The following is a 17,326-nucleotide window of genomic DNA, read 5'->3' on the forward strand; positions in this document are numbered from 1 at the left end:
TGGTTCGCAGTGATCGCAAGACAGGAAAGAGGCCGGCGAGGCAGGGAAAATTCAAAGTTCTCTCATCTCCTTTGGCTGAATGCCCTACCGTAGCCGGTCTCTTTCCGCTTCTTTTTCCCTCAATTCCCCGGGATCCCCACGATCCCGGGGAAATTTGCATTTCCGGACGGTTATGCGTCGGCGCGCGGGTCGCTCTCCGTTGTCTGCTGACTGTTGATGCGCCGTTCGTACCCGTTGTACCTTGCAACCCGTCGGTTTCCGCTTCATGCCTTCATGATGACTCGGCTGCCATCATGCCGATGATATGGTCGGCCTCGCATATACTGGGATGTTGGTTACGAGAGATGGATGGGAACATGGTGCTGCAGGATAAGGGCAACGCCGAAAACCGCGGAAACGGCGGCGACGGCGATGACAATAGACGCAAGAGTGGCAGGCTATCCCCAGCGGATATGATGCGCGGAATCGGGGGAGCGGTGATGCGCGTATCGCGCGGCATGGGCGGAACCCTCCGCAAATGGTGCTCCGGTGTGAACGGCGCGATCGCGAAACGCTGCAGAACCGTCGCCGATGCGCTGAACCCTAAGACCGCTTCGGGATTGGATGCGAAGAAGGTGTTCCGCATCCGTAGAACGGTCGTATTCTCCGGATTGGCGGTCATCATCCTGGTGGTGGCGCTCGTCGTGACTGTGGTCGTGCATACGCATAGCGGAGCCGCCGCCGACGGTTCCACGACAACGACCTCGCAGACGGACGGGCAGTCGGGCGAAGCGTCAACGACGAAGAAGACATCCGACGGCGAGGCGGCGGCATCCACATCCACGAAGTCGTCCGCGAAGACGTCCACAAAGCAAATGACCAAACAAACCACATCCACGAAGAGCGAACAGGAGAAGAACTCCTCATCCGGTTCCTCATCCGATTCCGCTACGGCGAAGAACGGTGAACAGGCGAAACTCGATGCGCTCGCGGCCACGATCAGCGATGAGGAATCCGCGAAGATCGCGGCGAAGGCGAATGAGACCGCGAACAAGAGCGGCAAGGGCGTTGCACAATACAAGTACTGCATCGCGGGCAAGGGGAACGTGGGCAAACTGGACGGATTCGCCAACACCGTGTACCGCGTGCTCAACGATTCGCGCGGTTGGCCGCGAGCCGGTGCGACCTTCACCAAGGCCGACGAGGGTTGCGACTTCACCATAGTGCTGTCCGAGGCGAAGTATCTGCCATCGTTCGACGCGGGATGCAGCACGAAGTACAGCTGCCGCGTGGGAAACCACGTCATCATCAACCTCGATCGTTGGAATGATGGAATCGAGGATTGGAAGAAGGCGGGCGGTGATCTCGCACGCTATCGCACCATGGTGATCAACCATGAGGTCGGTCATGCCTTGGGGCATGTCGATAACGAAACCACTTGCGCGGGCGCCGGCAAGCCCGCGCCGCTCATGCAGGAACAGTCCATGCATCTCGACGGTTGCACGGTGAACGAGTGGCCTCTCGACGTGGAGCTGTGGAGAAGCTGAAAGCGAGGGACTGTTCCATACTTGAGTCCTTGTGAAAGGTCTGGGCTCTTTCGGCTTATATATGTGCAAGGTACAATACGGATATGGATGATAGGCATATTTTCACTAAGGCAGAGGTCGAGAGCATTCTTAACGAATGCCATGGGAAAACGTTGGAGGAAATTGATTCAGCCCATGTTCTGCAGGTATCGAAGAAAGGGAACAAAGGATATCCGGGAGCTATCATCGAACAGTCTGTTTTTGGGTATCCAGCTGATAATAAGGCTCGTCCTGATCTTTTGATTGATGGGGTGGAGGTTGAGCTTAAAACAACAGGCATATATGAAAGAGGAAAAGGGAAAGACACATCGATTGAGGCAAAGCAGCCTGTGTCGATTACAGGAGTTAAGCCGTCTCAAATTGTTAATGAAGATTTTGAATCTTCTGTCTTCTGGCATAAATGTGCCCATCTTTTATTTGTCTATTATTGGTATGCGCATTATGCAACGCCAAAGGATCCTTCTACGTATGCGGATTTTCCAATTATGAACCATCAATTTGTTGATTTGGAGGGAAAAGACAAAGAGGCGGTTTGTAGAGATTGGACGATTGTCCGTGATTTTATTAAAAAATCCAGGAAGAATATCCAGAAAATCCGCAATCCCAATATCTCAGAATTTCATCTGAGCTGAATGGAACGAGAGGCAAGAATGGCAGAAAGGGAAAACTCACTGTTCTGGATACCTCTCCTAAATGGCCTAATAGCCCTCGCTTCCGTTTTAAGAGGTCTTTTGTTACGCATTTCGTTAAGAAGCTTTACGGTGACAGTTTTGAAGAGCTTCCACACGACTATTCAACTTATGAGGAAATCGAGGAAAAATGTCACGTGCTGACCAATCAATATCGCGGCAAAACTGTAGGTGAATTATGCTCATTGCTGAATATAAAGAGAAACAAACAATTCTCCAAAAGTGATGCAGAACGCATAATGGTGCGAATGTTTGACGGTAGAAGTATTCATGTAAGTCAGGTTGATGTTTTTAGCAGGTTCGGAATTAAGGCTAAAACCATTGTGCTTACGAAGAGCGGCAAACACACAGAAGACATGAAGCTTGATTCAGTTACCGACAGCGACTGGAGCGCCCTCAAGGTAAGTTGTGCCGATTTCGAGGATTCTGCATTTTATGATTGTTTTAAGGACACGCAATTTTTATGCATGGTTTTTGAAGAGCCAAGTCATGATGCGCCGTTCGATGATAATGTTTTTCTTGGATTTAAATGGTATTCCTTTTCTGATGATTTTATCGACAGTGAAGTAAGGCATGTATGGAAGCGGATGAATTCGCTAATTGCAGATGATAAGTTGGCATTTGTTCCCCAACTTAAAAAAGATGGAACTGTCAGATACAATCGCAACGGGTTTACTCGTGGTGCACCAAATCTGCCAAAAGCAAAAGACGGGATTGTATTTCTCAGAGGGGCAGGCGAAAATTCAGATTCAAAAAATAAGCCCCTCGTAATCAATGGCGTTCAAATGTATCATCAGAATATTTGGATTAAAGGGGCATTTATTGCTGGTGAGCTTAAGAAAGAAGAATATCTATAAAGACAGAAGGTGGTATCTCTTCTAAAGAGATACCACCTTCTCGGGAATTCAATCATTGTCTTCAGCAATGATTGCGCCGATGCGATGAGGTATTTCCGTTACTAGGGCATTACCCATGCAAAACGCACGATGCCCATCTGTCATGCCATCATTCGTCCATCCTCTTGGAAAATGCTGTAGCTGATCCAATTCATCAGGTACGAGCCGGCGTAATCTGCCATCTTGCTTGACTACATGCTTGGTTCGGCTTGCGCCACGTCCGCCTTCGCCGGTAAGAATTGTTCGACTTGGCTTATCGAGAGGATCAGGGAATGCGACCGGTCCTTCGGAATAGGTATAGGTAAATCCCGCCGACGTAGTACGTTCTTCCTTCTTGCCGCCCTTAAGATATTCCCATGCCTTGAGGTTCTTCCCGCTGATGAAGAATTCCTCGGGAACTTCCTCGATGGGGATAAGAATGTCTCCAAGGGTCTTTCGAGAGCCGTTGTATACGGGCTTTACTCGGTATGTAAGGACTTTTCCCGACTGCATAACGCCTGCATCTTTGAATTGCGATACTTTCATCCCTATCCCGAAAGCATTAGTTGATTCATAGGGGTCGTTACTGATACTAAAGGTCTCAGGAGCGAATCGCTCGTCTGCCTCGATGGGGAATGCTCGAGCTTCAACGCCACTGCTGAACAGTCGATCTTTCAAATCCCATTTTGGAGCATCATATTCCGCATAGATATAAACACGACGACGTCGCTGCGCCATACCGTAGTCAGCCGCATTGATTACATGCCATTCGACGGAATATCCAAGTCGGTACAGGCAGGAGAGAATGATTGCGAAATCGCGTCCACGTTGGGAACTCGGCGATTTGAGCAAACGATCGACATTCTCAAGCAGCACATATTTTGGATGGCGCATCTCGAGAAGTGTATTGATGCTCCACCACAGCACGCCTTTCTTGCCTTCAATGCCGGATGCGAGGACGAGAGGTTTTGCAACGGAATAATCTTGACAAGGGAAGCCTCCAACGAGCATGTCGAATTCCGGGATTTCACGTTTCCCCTGTCTGACTTCTTCTAGCGCGACGGCGATATCCTCATTTACACAGCTTCCTTTGCCAAAGCGCTGCTCATAGCAGCGCCAAGCAAATTGCTTGCTGTCGCGGCCATCGGGTTCCCACTGATTTGCCCAAACGGTGCGGAAGTTCCCTGCTGGATCCATATGAAAAGTCGGGTAATCAGGATTATCGTATCCATCAAGCCCCAGACGGAAACCGCCCACACCGGCGAACAATTCCGCAATCCTAATCTCTTTGGGCATGTTTTCCTCCAGTTTCGATCCGAACATATGTTCTAAGAACATGTGTCGATTATATTGAATCACTTCCCAAAGATCAACCTGGGGAGGGGATTGTGAGATTTTTGTCTCAAATAGTGTTGCTGTTTAGATTGGCCGGTGTGACAAGAGAGTAGTAGATTAAAGACAAGTTGATAGGGGGTACTATGGCTACTGAACTTAACGAGGAGCGTAGTTTTTCTTCGTTGGAAGAAGTAACGCGTCTGCTTACTGGCGCTGAAGGCAAAAGTTTTAGGGAAATCGATGAGACCGGCAGAGGCTTGTCTTCAGGTAATAAAGGGTCACTGGGTAATATTATCGAAGAATCGGTGTTGCATTATCCGGTTAATTCCGATAAGGAAGCGGATATTCTGGTAGGTGATACCCGCTACGAATTGAAAGTCACCCCGTTGCATCATGTGGGTAAAGGAGCAAAGAAAAAGACAACGGCCAAAGAGCGACTCGTCCTCGACATCATCAACTATCTCAATCTTCCTGATGAGGAGTTCGAGACGTCGCAATTTTGGGAGAAATCCAAGAATATCATTGTTGTGTATTACTACGATGATAGGGAGGACAAGAAAAGGCAGTCTCGATTGGACTGCAAGATTTTCAAATCGATAGTTCTTCACTATGATGCTGATGATTTGGCAACGATTAGAAAAGACTGGCAACTGATTCATGACAAAGTTGCGGAAGGGCATGCCGACCAGCTTTCTGAATCGGATACCGACTACCTTGCGGCGTGCACTAAGGGGGCGACTGCAAAGAAAAGTATGCGTAAGGCTCCCGCTCTGGATGATTGTGCAGAAGAATATATCTTGGCTAAGCAGCGTGCGTTTAGCTATAAAGCCTCGTACATGAATTCCATCATTGAAAGAGCTTTGGTGGAAAAGCTGCCACAATACAGGTTGCCCATGGAGGAGGGACAGACGCTTGCGCAATTTGTTGCGTCCATGATGGGGCGTTTTGAAGGGCGTTCCGTTGCTGAAATTGCCCATGAACTTGGACTTGATGTTGGGCGGGCGAAGCAGTCCAAAGCTCAGCTTGCATTAAGGATGTTGGGAACAAAAAGCAGTAAGGTCAATCAAATTGAGCAATTCCAAAAGGCGAATGTGACTAAACTCAAGACCATCGTCTTTTATCCAGACGGACTGCCCAAAGAACATATGTCCTTCCGCCAAATAACAGAGGATGAATGGTCTGATTTATCTAATCCTCGGTCATCGTGGGAGAATTCGTTCCTATACGAATTTTTTGAAGAGAATAAATTCTTGTTTGTCCCGTTTGATTCTCCTGTGCCGTATAAGAGCCACAGGCCTAATAACGATATTTTGCGGCACAGCTTCCTCTGGAACATGCCTGAGTCGGATATTCAACAATATGTGAAACCGGTATGGGAAAAATTGCATGAGCTTATGATGAGTGGGCAATCGGTTCACTATGGTCGTGGCACCAATTTGTTGCCGGGTGCTTCGTTCAACAATGTTTGTCATATACGTCCAAAAGGCCGGAACAGCAGTGATCGTATTACTCTGCCAAATGGAGAAACAATACCAAAACAGACGTTTTGGCTTGATAGAAGCTATATTGCGGCAGTAGTGAATAATGCTGGATGCCAAAAGTGATTGAAAGCTCGGTTGCCTTTCTCTGGATGTGAAACATCATTGAGCGTTTATCCGGTTCGCAAGTAACTTCGATTCTGTCGTCTTCTTCCAGTTTGTGACGCATTCCCGTTGCGAGGACAGCTGAGGGGACTGGCGAGTTTTTGCTTATGTGTGGCATGCAGGGTTGAGAAGATCGATACCAGGCATTGAACTTCCGCCAATCAGGAGACAGGGGTTCGGCTTATCATGCCACACGTAACAGAGATATGCCTTGCCGATATGATCAATTTGTCACGCGTTACGTGAATACGTGTCAAAGCAGGCCGACCCCAGGGCAGACGCACCGATATAATAAGTCGGTTTGATTTGCTTGGGAAAGGATGGGAGAACGCATGGCAAGTCTGCTGCTTGCGGTCATCTATGTCGCATTCATCAGCTTGGGATTACCTGACGCGATGCTGGGGGCCGCATGGCCATCCATGAGCCAGGACCTCGGCGCGCCGCTGTCGTGGGCGGGCGGCATCTCTATGGTCATCTCCGCGGGCACCATCGTCTCCGCGTTGCTTTCCGACCGCATGACCCTCCGTTTCGGTGCGGGCAAGGTCACTGCAGTCTCCGTGGGTCTTACCGCCGCCGCGCTCGCAGGCTTCTCCATCGCGCCGAACTACTGGGTGCTCATGGCTTTCGCCATTCCCTATGGTCTGGGTGCGGGCGGTGTGGACGCGGCCCTGAACAACTATGTCGCCATCCACTATGAGAGCAAGCATATGAGCTGGCTGCACGCCATGTGGGGCCTGGGTATGCTCACCGGCCCGTATGTTATGGGGTATGCGCTCGGTCATGGTCAAGGCTGGGGTTGGGGATACCGATACATCTCCATCATTCAGATTGTGCTCACCGCACTGCTTATCGCCAGCTTGCCGTTATGGAAGCAGCGCAAAGCCACTGTTGCCGTGCATAGCGGACAATCCGGCGAATCCGCCGAATCCGTTCCCGCTACACGAAAGCCACTGGGCATCCGTGGGGTTCTGCGCATTCGCGGCGCCAAGGAGATCCTGATGATGTTCTTCTGCTATTGCGCCGCCGAACAGACCGCCATGCTCTGGGCCAGCAGCTACATGGTGCTCGGTAACGGCATTGACAAGACCACGGCGGCCATGTGGGCCAGTTTCTTCGGCATCGGCATTACCGCAGGGCGTGTGCTCAGCGGCTTTTTGACCATGCGCTTCGGTGATCCGATCATGATTCGTATCGGCCAGAGCGTCATGTTCCTCGGTCTGATCGTACTGTTCGTCCCGCTTCCCGCACATGCCGGCACCATCGCCGGGCTTATGCTGGTAGGGCTCGGCTGCGCGCCCATCTACCCGTGCGTCATCCACTCCACGCCGGACTATTTCGGCGAGGACAAGTCGCAGGCCATCGTCGGCATGCAGATGGCGTTCGCCTACACTGGTTCCATGCTGATGCCGCCGCTGTTCGGCCTGCTGGCGCAGAACATCAGCGTCGCATTGTTCCCGTGGTTCCTGCTGGCCTGCCTGGCGGTCATGGTGATCATGCATGAGTCGTTGCGTCGCAAGTGCGGCAGCGCGTTAAGCGCCTGACGATTCCCGTCGTTTAGCGGCGTTGTACTGTATGACATGCCCACGGTGAAACCGTGGGCATCGTTGTATGCGTAACGGTTCCGGCGATATCTGAACGTAATGCCATAATCGAACATATGTACGAATGTCTGAATCTGTTTTCGGAGCCCGTCGCAGCATGGTTCGCCGATGCGTTCGGCACACCCACCGAAGCGCAGAATCAGGCATGGCCGGTCATCGGTTCGGGGCAGAACACGCTTGTCGTCGCGCCTACCGGTTCTGGAAAGACCCTGTGCGCGTTCCTGTCGGCGATCGACCAGTTGATGGCGGCCAAGGCAGTGCGGTCGTCCGAAAGGAATCCCGATGGGGGCAAAGCCGGGAGAGCCGGCGCAAGTGTTCACGGCGTCACCGTGCTGTACATTTCGCCGTTGAAGGCATTGGGCGTGGATGTTGCGAAGAATCTTGAGGCACCGCTTGACGGCATTCGGCAACGATACGCCAAATTGCATGGCGAGGTGCCGGAGATCGCCGTGGCCACCAGAAGTGGCGACACCACGCCGCAGGAACGCCGCAGAATCGTCAATCATCCGCCGGATATTCTCGTGACCACTCCGGAATCGTTGTTCCTGCTGCTTACCTCCAAAGCGCGGCGAATCCTATCCACCGTCACCACCGTGATCGTGGACGAGGTACATGCCCTGGCCGGCACCAAGCGCGGTGCGCATCTTGCTGTGAGCCTGGAACGCTTGGACAGGCTGACCGAACGCCCGGCGCAACGCATAGGATTGTCCGCCACAGTCAATCCTGTTGGCGAAGCGGCGCGTTTTCTTGGCGGTGAGCGTCCCGTGCACGTCGTCGACCCTGGTGTGCGGCCGAATATGGAGCTGAAAGTCGTTGAGCCGCTAACGAACATGCTCGACACCAGTGCTACGGGAGGTTCGGTATGGCCGGCCATCGAGCGTAGCGTGCTGGACGAGGTGCTTGAGCACACCACCACACTGGTGTTCGTGAATTCCCGTGGTCTTGCGGAAAAACTCACCGCACGGCTTAACGACCTGTATGCGGAGCTGCGGGCCTCGCGGCATCGCGAACCGGATTCGCCCGAAGGCCGTGAAGGATTCGCCAGGCATTACGATTCCGTCGTCGGCTCGACCACCATGCTCGTGGGAGCACATGAGGGCGGCGACGTCATTGCCATGGCCCACCACGGTTCCGTTTCCAAAGACAGGCGCAAGCAGATCGAAGAGGATTTGAAGCAGGGGCGTCTGCGTTGTGTTGTCGCCACGTCCAGCCTGGAGCTAGGCATCGATATGGGTTCGGTCGATCTGGTGATCCAGATCGCGCCGCCGTTGTCGGTTTCGTCCGGCCTGCAGCGGGTGGGGCGTGCCGATCATAAGGTCGGCGGGGTATCGCACGCCCTGTTCTACCCGGTCACCCGCAGGCAGATCATCGGCGTCGCGGCCAGCATCGAAAGCATGACGGCGGGCGATCTTGAGCCGCTGCACATTCCCAGCAACCCGCTGGATGTGCTGGCCCAGCAAACCGTGGCGGCCGCCGCGATGGACGATTTCGACCCGGACGAATGGTATGCGCAAGTGCGCAAGGCCGCGCCCTTCCGTGACCTGGACAGAGACATGTTCGACTCGGTGATGGGCATGATGACCGGCGCGTACAACAGCGAGGAGTTCTCCGCATTCCGCCCGCCGCTGCAGTACAACGAGGAAGCCGGTCTCATCTCAGCTCGGCCAGGGGCGCAGCGTCTTGCGGTGACCAGCGGCGGCACCATTCCCGACCGCGGCATGTACACGGTGGTGCTTCCCGAAGGCGAGTCCGGTACGGGTCCGCGCAAAGTGGGCGAATTGGACGAGGAGATGGTGTACGAGTCGCGCGTCGGCGACGTGATCACCTTGGGCACCTCATCCTGGCAGATTCAGGAGATCAGACGTGACCGTGTGGTGGTCGTCCCCGCACCCGGCCGCACCGCGCGCCTGCCGTTCTGGCATGGGGAAGGCGACGGTCGTGACTACGGTTTCGGCCTTGCTCAGGGCAGATTCCTCACTAGTCTGGCGCAGGGGTTGCGCAATCATACTGGTGGGACTGCCGGGTGCCATGAACGTGGCGACGGTCCGGATTTCGCCGTCGACATCGTTGAGCGCCTGCGCCATGACGGGCTCGACGATAACGCCATCGGGAATATGGCGGCCATCATCGCCGACCAGGTACACGCCACGGGGACTGTTCCCGGCGACAAGCATGTGGTTGTCGAACGATGCAAGGACGAAAGCGAGGATTGGCGGATCATCATCCATGCGCCATACGGCAAAAGGGCGCATGCGCCATGGGCCATGGCCATTGCCGCGCGAATTCGGCAGAGACACGGTTTCGACTGCCAGGCGTATGCCACCGACGACGGTATCGTCATGCGGATGCCGGACGGGTACGGTGCACTGCCGATGCGCCAGTTGCTGCTTTTCGACGTGGACGAGCTGCAGCACATTATCGAGACCCAGATCGGCGAGACAGTTCTGTATATGGCGCGATTCCGCGAATGCGCGGCACGGTCGCTGTTCCTGCCCAGAACAAGCCCCGGCAGGCGCGTGCCGTTATGGCAGCAGCGGCTGCGGGCGGCTCAGCTGCTCAACGCGGCGCGAACCCAAAGGAATTTTCCGCTGCTGCTGGAAACCGCACGCGAATGTCTGCAGGACGTCTACGATCTGCCGGCGTTACGCAAGGTCATGGACGGACTGAATGCCGGCGCGATAGCCATAAGCGAAACGGTTACGCAAGTCCCGTCGCTGTTCGCGGAAGACCTGTTGTTCGGGTTCGTCGGTTCCGTCATGTATCAGTACGATGTTCCGCAGGCGGAACGCAGCAGCCGGCTGCTGTCCATGGATCCGGAGGTATTGGAACGGCTGCTTGGCGATGCGAATATGCCGTCGCTGCTCGACGGCGAGGTGATCGCGCAGGTGGAGGGGGAACTTGCCGGCAGAACGTTCTGGAACGATCTGCCGGAAGACGACGTACCTGGAAGGGTGGCGCGCTACGCCAAAACACATGGTCCGTTCACCGCCGACCGCATGATTGCGGATCTGGGGCTTGACGCGGAGCAAGGTGTGAGGATGCTTAACGATATGTACGCCGAGGGGGAAGTGCTGCGAGGCCATTTCACCCAAGCCGAGCACGGCGAGGAAGACGAATCCGATACTGGGCGAGCGGGGCAGGCGTATCAATGGCTGCATCGCGAAGTGTTCCGCCGTATTCGTACGTTGTCACTGGCTAAGGCTCGTAAGGCCGTCAAACCGGTCGGGCAACGCGAATACCAGTCGTTTCTGCTTGCCCGGCAAGGTGTGGGGTCGGTCGGCGGCGAACATCACTACGGCGCAGAGGGGCTCATGCGCGTGATCGAACAGCTGGAAGGCGTGTATCTGAATGCGTCGGTCTGGGAATCCGCGGTTTTCCCTGCACGGGTGAACGGGTATCAGCCGCAGTTGCTTGACGAATTGCTGGCCAGCGGCGATGTTGTGTGGGTGGGCGGCAAATCCGGTGCCGGCGACGCCCTGGAGACCGGACGAATCGCGTTCTACCCGCAGGATTCGCCGCTGCTGGCAGGGCTAACGGACGGTAGCCTGACTGTGCATGCGGATGCCAGGAAGAATACGCCTGAGGCCACCGAATCCTTCGACTCCACCAATGAAGCGGATGTATCCGAAAACGAGCCTCGCACCGTGATACAGGCGATTCGCATGGTGCTTGGCGGTGGAGGCGCATTCCACGCGCGACAGCTGGCCGCCGCCGTCAAAGCGCTCTGGCAGCGCCATGCTCCAGAAGAGGTGGACGGCATCACTGGTGAATTGCTGCCTCCCGTATGGGATGAGCATCGCTTCGAACAAGCATTATGGCTTCTGGTATGGCAGGGTGAGGTTACGAACAGCTCATTCGCGCCGGTACGGGCTCTGATACAAGGGGCACGACTATCCTCGGCGGCTTCCCCGCGAAGGCGGGCGCGCACACTGGCACACACGCGGGCGCACGGTTCGACCCCGGCATGCATGACCGGCCTGTGGTCGCTGATCGGAACGCCACACAATGCATACGGTGACGAAAACGCCGCCCATGGTCCGGACGGTCCTGAACGCCACGCCATCGCACTGGTCGAATCATTGCTGGACAGGTATGGCGTTGTAGCGGCGCCACTGCTTGAAGTCCAACCCGTTGCCGGAGGCTTCTCCGCAATATACCCGGTGCTGAAGCGTATGGAAGAGCACGGAACGGTAGCGCGCGGCATGTTCGTCGAAGGATTCGGCGCCGCACAATTCGCCGATACTGGCACTGTGGACGCCTTGCGCTCCCACGCATGGGACGACGGTTCATGTGTGGCGCTGGACGCGACCGACCCGGCCAATCTATCGGGCGCGGCGATCGCATGGCCGCAATCGAATCAGCCAGAAGACCGTGGCAAAACGGATGGGATGGCGGCGCCGCGTTCCGGGCCTGGTCATGCCGTCAAGCCTGCGCGCCGTGCAGGATGCATCACGGTATTGGCACACGGATCGCCGGTACTGTTCGCCATGCCGCGCTCGCATCGCATCCAGACCTTCACCGAAGACGAGGCATTGCTGAGGCATGCCTGCAGCGAACTGGGCAACATGCTGCGCAGGCAGCCGAGCGGGAGCATAACCTTCCACGAGATGAACGGCATGCCACTGACCCGACGGAACGATTTTGTCCGGTTACTCCACATAGGCGGGTTCACCCCCTGTCCGCAAGGCATGCGGCTGTATGGCTGAGCGGACGGCAACCATGGCATGGTATACAGACGAAAAACGAAGGAAACGAATGATACGGGTACTGCATACGTCCGATTGGCATATCGGTCGACGGTTCAAAGGCGTCGACCTGCTTGAATACCAGCGCAAGGCGCTGCAATGGCTGGCGAATCTCATCGACAGCGAGCATGTGGACGTGCTATGCGTGGCGGGCGACGTCTACGACTCGCCACGTCCTTCAACCGAAGCGGTGCGCCTGTTCAACGATATATTCGCCATGCTTGGTCGAATGGAGGTCAACGGTCACCCGTTGGAGATCATCTTCACGCCAGGCAATCACGATTCGGCGGATCGTCTGGGCACTGGTGCCGCGCTGATGCGGCCGAACGTGCATATGCGCTGCGATATCGAGACTATTGACGAGCCTGTGCTGATCGGCATAGGCGGCGAACAACTGGCTGTGTATGCGCTGCCATATCTCGATCCCGACCTGTCGCGGCCGGTGCTGCAGAGCATGCTTGATGAGCGCGGCGGCGCATTGGGCGCGTATGGGGAGCAGGAACGCGACGAAGACGGGCATGCTCGCATCGCCCGGTCGCACGAGGGCGTGATGAAGGCGGCTCTGCAACTGATTGTCAACGATCTGGCCGAACGCCGTCGCAAGAGGCCTGCGCTGGCCGCGATACTCATGGCGCATGCCTTCGTTTCCGGTGCCCAATCTTGCGATTCGGAACGCAATATCAGCGTGGGCGGTGTGGACAGCGTTCCCGCGGCATTGTTCTCGAACAGCGGGCTCGACTATCTTGCCCTGGGGCATTTGCACAGGCCACAGAGCGTCACCATCGCCCAATCCGATTCCGATGAATCGATATTCCACCAGTCACGCACCCCTCAGGCACGCTACAGCGGTTCGCTGCTGGCCTATTCGTTTTCCGAAAGCCGTACGCCGCCGGTCGAAGGAAACGGTAAAAGCGTGGTGTTGCTTGATATGGATGCCGCCAGCGTGCCGAAAACGGGAGGCAATGCGCTTGGCGATGTTCGTGTTGTTGACGTGGCATCCGGCGAACCGGCATTCGCCCAAATCGAAGGCGATCTGGACAAAGTGCTCGGCCCGTTGGCCGATGCGTACGGCGACGACTGGGTGTCCATCACCGTTCATCTGCAGGAATACCCACACGGGCTCTACCAGAAAATAGATGCGAGATACGCGCATGCGCTGGAGAAGAACCCCGTATACGACAGACGATCGTCGGCTCCCGCTCATGCGATGGCCGACATGCGCTCGGCGGTCGACGAGATGGATGTGCTGGCCGGTTTCGTGCGTTATTCACTTGGGCGTGAGGTTCGTGACGATGAGCGTGAGGTGCTGAGAACAGCCGTGGAGGCGGTGCGTTCCAACGGTGCCGAACATGCCGGATCGGCAGGGAAGAGCAAGGATGCCAACGTCAAGCATGCGGATAAGGAGAACGGTCGATGAAGCTGATCGGATTGAAATTTCAGGGCGTAGGGCCGTATAAGGGCGAATTCTCGATCGATTTCGCGGCGTTGACGCGATCGCACATGTTCCTGATCGACGGCGAGACGGGCGCCGGCAAGACCACGATTCTCGACTGCATCACCTTTGCGTTGTATGGCAACATCTCCGGCAACACCGAGGGACGCAACGGTGCCGGAGACAAACAGCGGTTGCGTTCCCGTTTCCTTGATGGCACAGCGGAGAAGACATATGTGGATCTGATCTTCGAGGAGGGCGGCCACTACTACAAGGTGTATCGTTCCCCGGAATACCCGCGTGCGAAGGCTCGTAGTGAAGGTTTCACCAGCGAAAAGTCCAAGGCGAACATGATGCGAATCGCCGGTGACTATGAGGCGGAGTTTCGCTTGCTGATAGACGAAGTGCCACAAAACGCCGAAAACGGTCGGGAAGCGGAACGATACTATGCGTTCTTCGACATGCCGGCGCGTGCCGAGGCCATCACCTCCAAGGTGAGCGAAGTGTCCGTCGAGGTGACGGGGTTGTTGGGATTGAACCGTAGCCAGTTCTCTAAAACCATCATGCTTGCGCAAGGCCAGTTCGCCGAGTTTCTGCGGATGAGACCGGAACAGCGGACCGAACTGGTCAAGGATCTGTTCTGCGCGCAGGAATATGAGGACATTCAAAACCAGCTGAACGTCATGCGGCAGCAGTACGGCAGGCGTGTCGACGAACAGCGGCATGACCTTGCCGCCGCGATCCGCGACAATCAGGCGAATGCTGGGCGTATCTGTGAGGCGTTGAACGCGTATCGTGACATCGATGGCGCTTTGAGCGACCTTACGGCGGCTTCGGATGCCGCGCAACCGGAGGCCATGCCGTTCGGCGATGATGCCCGGTGGGGTTTGAACGAGGCCGGCGACATCGATGAGCCAGCCTACAGCGCCGATCAGATCGTGGCACGACTCGATGGCACGCTGGAATCCGTGCGAAGCGACGCGCAGACGTTGGTCACAAAGGCCGAAACGCAGTTTGCCGAAGCGGACAGTGCATGGCGGGAATCCCAACGGCGAAACGATACCGCCAACGCGGTGCGCAAGGCGCAAGGGGATCTGCGGTCCGCGCAGGTACGGATGGAAGAGCTGAACGCTCTTGAACAGGAGAACAAGCGTGATGAGCAACGTGTGGAGCAGGCCATGCAGGCAAACCCCATCATGGATCTCGCCCGGGATCGCAAACGGCAGGACGAGCTGATCGCAAGCAATGTGCGGGATCGCGAACGGCTGCAGTCGGAACTGGACCAATACGAGAGCCTTGACAGCCTCAATCGCGATCATGCCCAGGCGTTGCAGGCCGCCGGCGTCGCTCAGGCGGCCGAACGTGAGATGGAAATCGCGCAAACCCATGGCAAACTGGTCGGCCAGATGCAGCAGGCGCAGCATGCGCTGCAGAAGGCGGAAACAGCCTGGCGACAATGCCAAGGCAAGCTGGAACACGCACAGCGGGCAATCGGCCAATTCCCCGAGGAAAGCCGGCTCGAACAGCAACTGGACGAGATCGCCACCAGGCTTGGGACACAAGGGCAGCTTACCGAAACCGTCAATCGCGCACGTGAACTATTGGAGCATGCGCAACGCCACGAGACGCTGCTGCCAGAACGAGACAGGGCCGAAGCCACGGTCAAGGCATTGGAACGTTCCCACGAGGATGCCGTTGCGGCGTATGAGCGGGCGCAGCGGCAACTGTATGCCGCAGGCGCCGCCCGGTACGTTCAGGAGCTGCATGACGGCGAGCCATGCCCGGTGTGCGGCAGCAGAGAGCATCCGCATCCCGCGCGGCAGCCCGAACAGACTCCCACCAAAGCCGGCATCGACGCGTTGAAGGTGCAGGCGGAACGACGTGCGGGCGAACTGGGCGAAGCACGCATTGCATTAGCCGAACTCAGGCAGAACATCGAAGCGGAGCATGAAGCCAGCGGTGGATGCGACGTTTTGGAAGCCGAAAATCGGCTCGCCGAAGCGAAGCGCGCATTGCAGAAGCTCGAACCGTTACGTGATGAATACGGGAAGCTCAAACGCAGCAGGGAACAACGTCGTGCGTTCAAGAACGAATTGGACCGGGCCAAGCAGGATTGCGTGGCGGTGCAGGCGCAACGCGCAGCGGCCCGACAGGCGTTGGAGCAGGCCGCCGAAAGAGCGGAGGGCATTACAGCGCAAAGCGTGGAACAGGAACGCGAGCGGGCCGAGCGGCGCCTTGCCGAAGCACGGCGCCAGGAGCGGCGTGCGCAGCAGATCGAGCAGAAGCTCAAGGAACGCAATGCCATCGAAACGCGCATCACCGAACTTACGGCGCATAACGAGACGCTGAACCAGCAACGCGGCACCATCGCGCGCGCATTGCGGGAAAAGCTCGCATCGAGCGCATTCACGGACCTTGACGCAGCATGCCATGCCGCACTTGACGAACGAAGCATACAACAGCTCAAACAGCGCATCGACTCCTATAAACGGAATCATGCCGCGGCGCAGGGCGAACTGGAACGTGCCGACGACGAGCTGACACGGCAACGGCATGCCTGGAAGGCCATCGGCGGCCAATACAGCATCGAGCGCACTGCCGAAGCGTTGGAAGCGTCCAGACTGCGGCGTGACGAGGCCATGCGCTTGCAGAGCACCGCGTCAGCGCTTGACGCCGAACGTCGGCGCTATGCGAGCCAGTTGCGCGTTATGGCGTCCGACTGGCGGCAGGCCATGGTCTCCTATGCGCCGATCCGTACCATGGCCCTGCTTGCCATGGGGGATAGGAATTCGCCTGCGGCGCACAAGGTGTCGCTCATCACCTATGCCGTCACCGAACGTTTCCGCGACGTGCTCGACCGTGCCAACGAGCTGCTCAAAGACATCCGTGGAGGAATCTACGAGTTGCGTCTTGGCGATCATGAAGGGCGGGCCGGAGGCAAAACGGGTCTGCCCATCGAGGTGCTCGACAGGCGTACCGACATCGCCACCGAGCCCAGCACGTTGTCCGGCGGCGAAACCTTCTTCGTCTCGTTGGCATTGGCGTTGGCGCTTGCCGATGTCATCCAAGCCGAGAACGGCGGGGTCTCGATGGATACGCTGTTCATCGATGAGGGGTTCGGCACGTTGTCCGATGAGTTCCTGGACGATGTGATGGATGTGCTGCGAGGCATCGCCCGCGGTCGTGACATCGGCATCATCTCCCATGTGGGGCGCTTGAAAGGGCAGATTGCGGAACGGATCACGGTGGAACGCGTGAGCGAGAACGCCGAAAGCCGTCTTTCGGTGACGATCTGACGGATATCGTCGGTCGGTAAGGCTCGAAACGTGTTGTGCCATGGTCTCACGGATTGTTGGTTCATTCATCAAAATAAGTGACGAGCCGTTGCGATAGCAGTGTTTTGAGCCTTATGCCAACACGATTTTCGTGTGTACTGATGTG

Annotated in this window: 9 protein-coding genes; 8 read left to right on the plus strand and 1 reads right to left on the minus strand. The window is 56.4% G+C overall.

All coding sequences use genetic code 11. The annotated features are described in order from the left end of the window. Nucleotides 1-356: 356 nt before the first annotated feature. From BUB29_RS01510 to BUB29_RS09490, 3 genes are all read left to right on the plus strand, one after another. The gene (locus BUB29_RS01510; RefSeq protein ID WP_081888407.1) at nucleotides 357-1,526 is read left to right on the plus strand and encodes a DUF3152 domain-containing protein; all 1,170 of its coding nucleotides are present in this window, start codon (nucleotides 357-359) and stop codon (nucleotides 1,524-1,526) included. A gap of 83 nt (nucleotides 1,527-1,609) precedes the next feature. Beyond that, nucleotides 1,610-2,197 (plus strand): MutH/Sau3AI family endonuclease, encoded by a 588-nt coding sequence (locus BUB29_RS09485; protein WP_052109184.1) that lies wholly within the window; start codon nucleotides 1,610-1,612, stop codon nucleotides 2,195-2,197. A 194-nt stretch (nucleotides 2,198-2,391) separates the two neighbouring features. Then, a complete protein-coding gene (locus BUB29_RS09490) occupies nucleotides 2,392-3,111 on the plus strand; it encodes a PDDEXK family nuclease (protein ID WP_143155116.1) in 720 nt (239 codons plus the stop codon). A gap of 48 nt (nucleotides 3,112-3,159) precedes the next feature. On the opposite strand, the gene dcm is transcribed toward BUB29_RS09490, so the two are convergent. Beyond that, nucleotides 3,160-4,425: a DNA (cytosine-5-)-methyltransferase gene (gene dcm / locus BUB29_RS01520; protein ID WP_033523024.1), complete on the minus strand. Its 1,266-nt coding sequence runs from the start codon at nucleotides 4,423-4,425 to the stop codon at nucleotides 3,160-3,162. Nucleotides 4,426-4,607: 182 nt separating this feature from the next. Here dcm and BUB29_RS01525 point away from each other — a divergent pair, with 182 nt between their 5' ends. From BUB29_RS01525 to BUB29_RS01545, 5 genes are all read left to right on the plus strand, one after another. After that, nucleotides 4,608-6,068, plus strand: coding sequence for a Sau3AI family type II restriction endonuclease (locus BUB29_RS01525; protein ID WP_033522963.1), 1,461 nt, complete (start codon nucleotides 4,608-4,610; stop codon nucleotides 6,066-6,068). Between the two features lie 371 nt (nucleotides 6,069-6,439). Further along, nucleotides 6,440-7,648, plus strand: a complete 1,209-nt coding sequence (locus tag BUB29_RS01530; RefSeq protein WP_033522962.1) for an MFS transporter — start codon at nucleotides 6,440-6,442, stop codon at nucleotides 7,646-7,648. A 116-nt stretch (nucleotides 7,649-7,764) separates the two neighbouring features. Then, on the plus strand, nucleotides 7,765-12,414 hold the full coding sequence (locus tag BUB29_RS01535; RefSeq protein ID WP_033522961.1) for a DEAD/DEAH box helicase: 4,650 nt from the start codon (nucleotides 7,765-7,767) through the stop codon (nucleotides 12,412-12,414). A 49-nt stretch (nucleotides 12,415-12,463) separates the two neighbouring features. Beyond that, nucleotides 12,464-13,870: a metallophosphoesterase family protein gene (locus tag BUB29_RS01540; protein ID WP_051915030.1), complete on the plus strand. Its 1,407-nt coding sequence runs from the start codon at nucleotides 12,464-12,466 to the stop codon at nucleotides 13,868-13,870. Continuing rightward, nucleotides 13,867-17,181, plus strand: coding sequence for an AAA family ATPase (locus BUB29_RS01545; protein ID WP_033522960.1), 3,315 nt, complete (start codon nucleotides 13,867-13,869; stop codon nucleotides 17,179-17,181). Before BUB29_RS01540 ends, BUB29_RS01545 begins: the two co-directional genes overlap by 4 nt. Nucleotides 17,182-17,326: the final 145 nt, after the last annotated feature.

It is taken from the genome of Bifidobacterium merycicum DSM 6492 (assembly GCF_900129045.1).
Taxonomy (GTDB): Bacteria; Actinomycetota; Actinomycetes; order Actinomycetales; family Bifidobacteriaceae; genus Bifidobacterium; species Bifidobacterium merycicum.

Bases quoted from the DNA above. Each gene is read 5' to 3' on its own strand.
- BUB29_RS01530 (WP_033522962.1), top strand. From the start codon at position 6,440: ATGGCAAGTCTGCTGCTTGCGGTCATCTATGTCGCATTCATCAGCTTG.
- BUB29_RS01535 (WP_033522961.1), top strand. From the start codon at position 7,765: ATGTACGAATGTCTGAATCTGTTTTCGGAGCCCGTCGCAGCATGGTTC.
- dcm (WP_033523024.1), bottom strand. From the start codon at position 4,425: ATGCCCAAAGAGATTAGGATTGCGGAATTGTTCGCCGGTGTGGGCGGT.
- BUB29_RS01525 (WP_033522963.1), top strand. From the start codon at position 4,608: ATGGCTACTGAACTTAACGAGGAGCGTAGTTTTTCTTCGTTGGAAGAA.
- BUB29_RS01545 (WP_033522960.1), top strand. From the start codon at position 13,867: ATGAAGCTGATCGGATTGAAATTTCAGGGCGTAGGGCCGTATAAGGGC.
- BUB29_RS09485 (WP_052109184.1), top strand. From the start codon at position 1,610: ATGGATGATAGGCATATTTTCACTAAGGCAGAGGTCGAGAGCATTCTT.
- BUB29_RS01510 (WP_081888407.1), top strand. From the start codon at position 357: ATGGTGCTGCAGGATAAGGGCAACGCCGAAAACCGCGGAAACGGCGGC.
- BUB29_RS01540 (WP_051915030.1), top strand. From the start codon at position 12,464: ATGATACGGGTACTGCATACGTCCGATTGGCATATCGGTCGACGGTTC.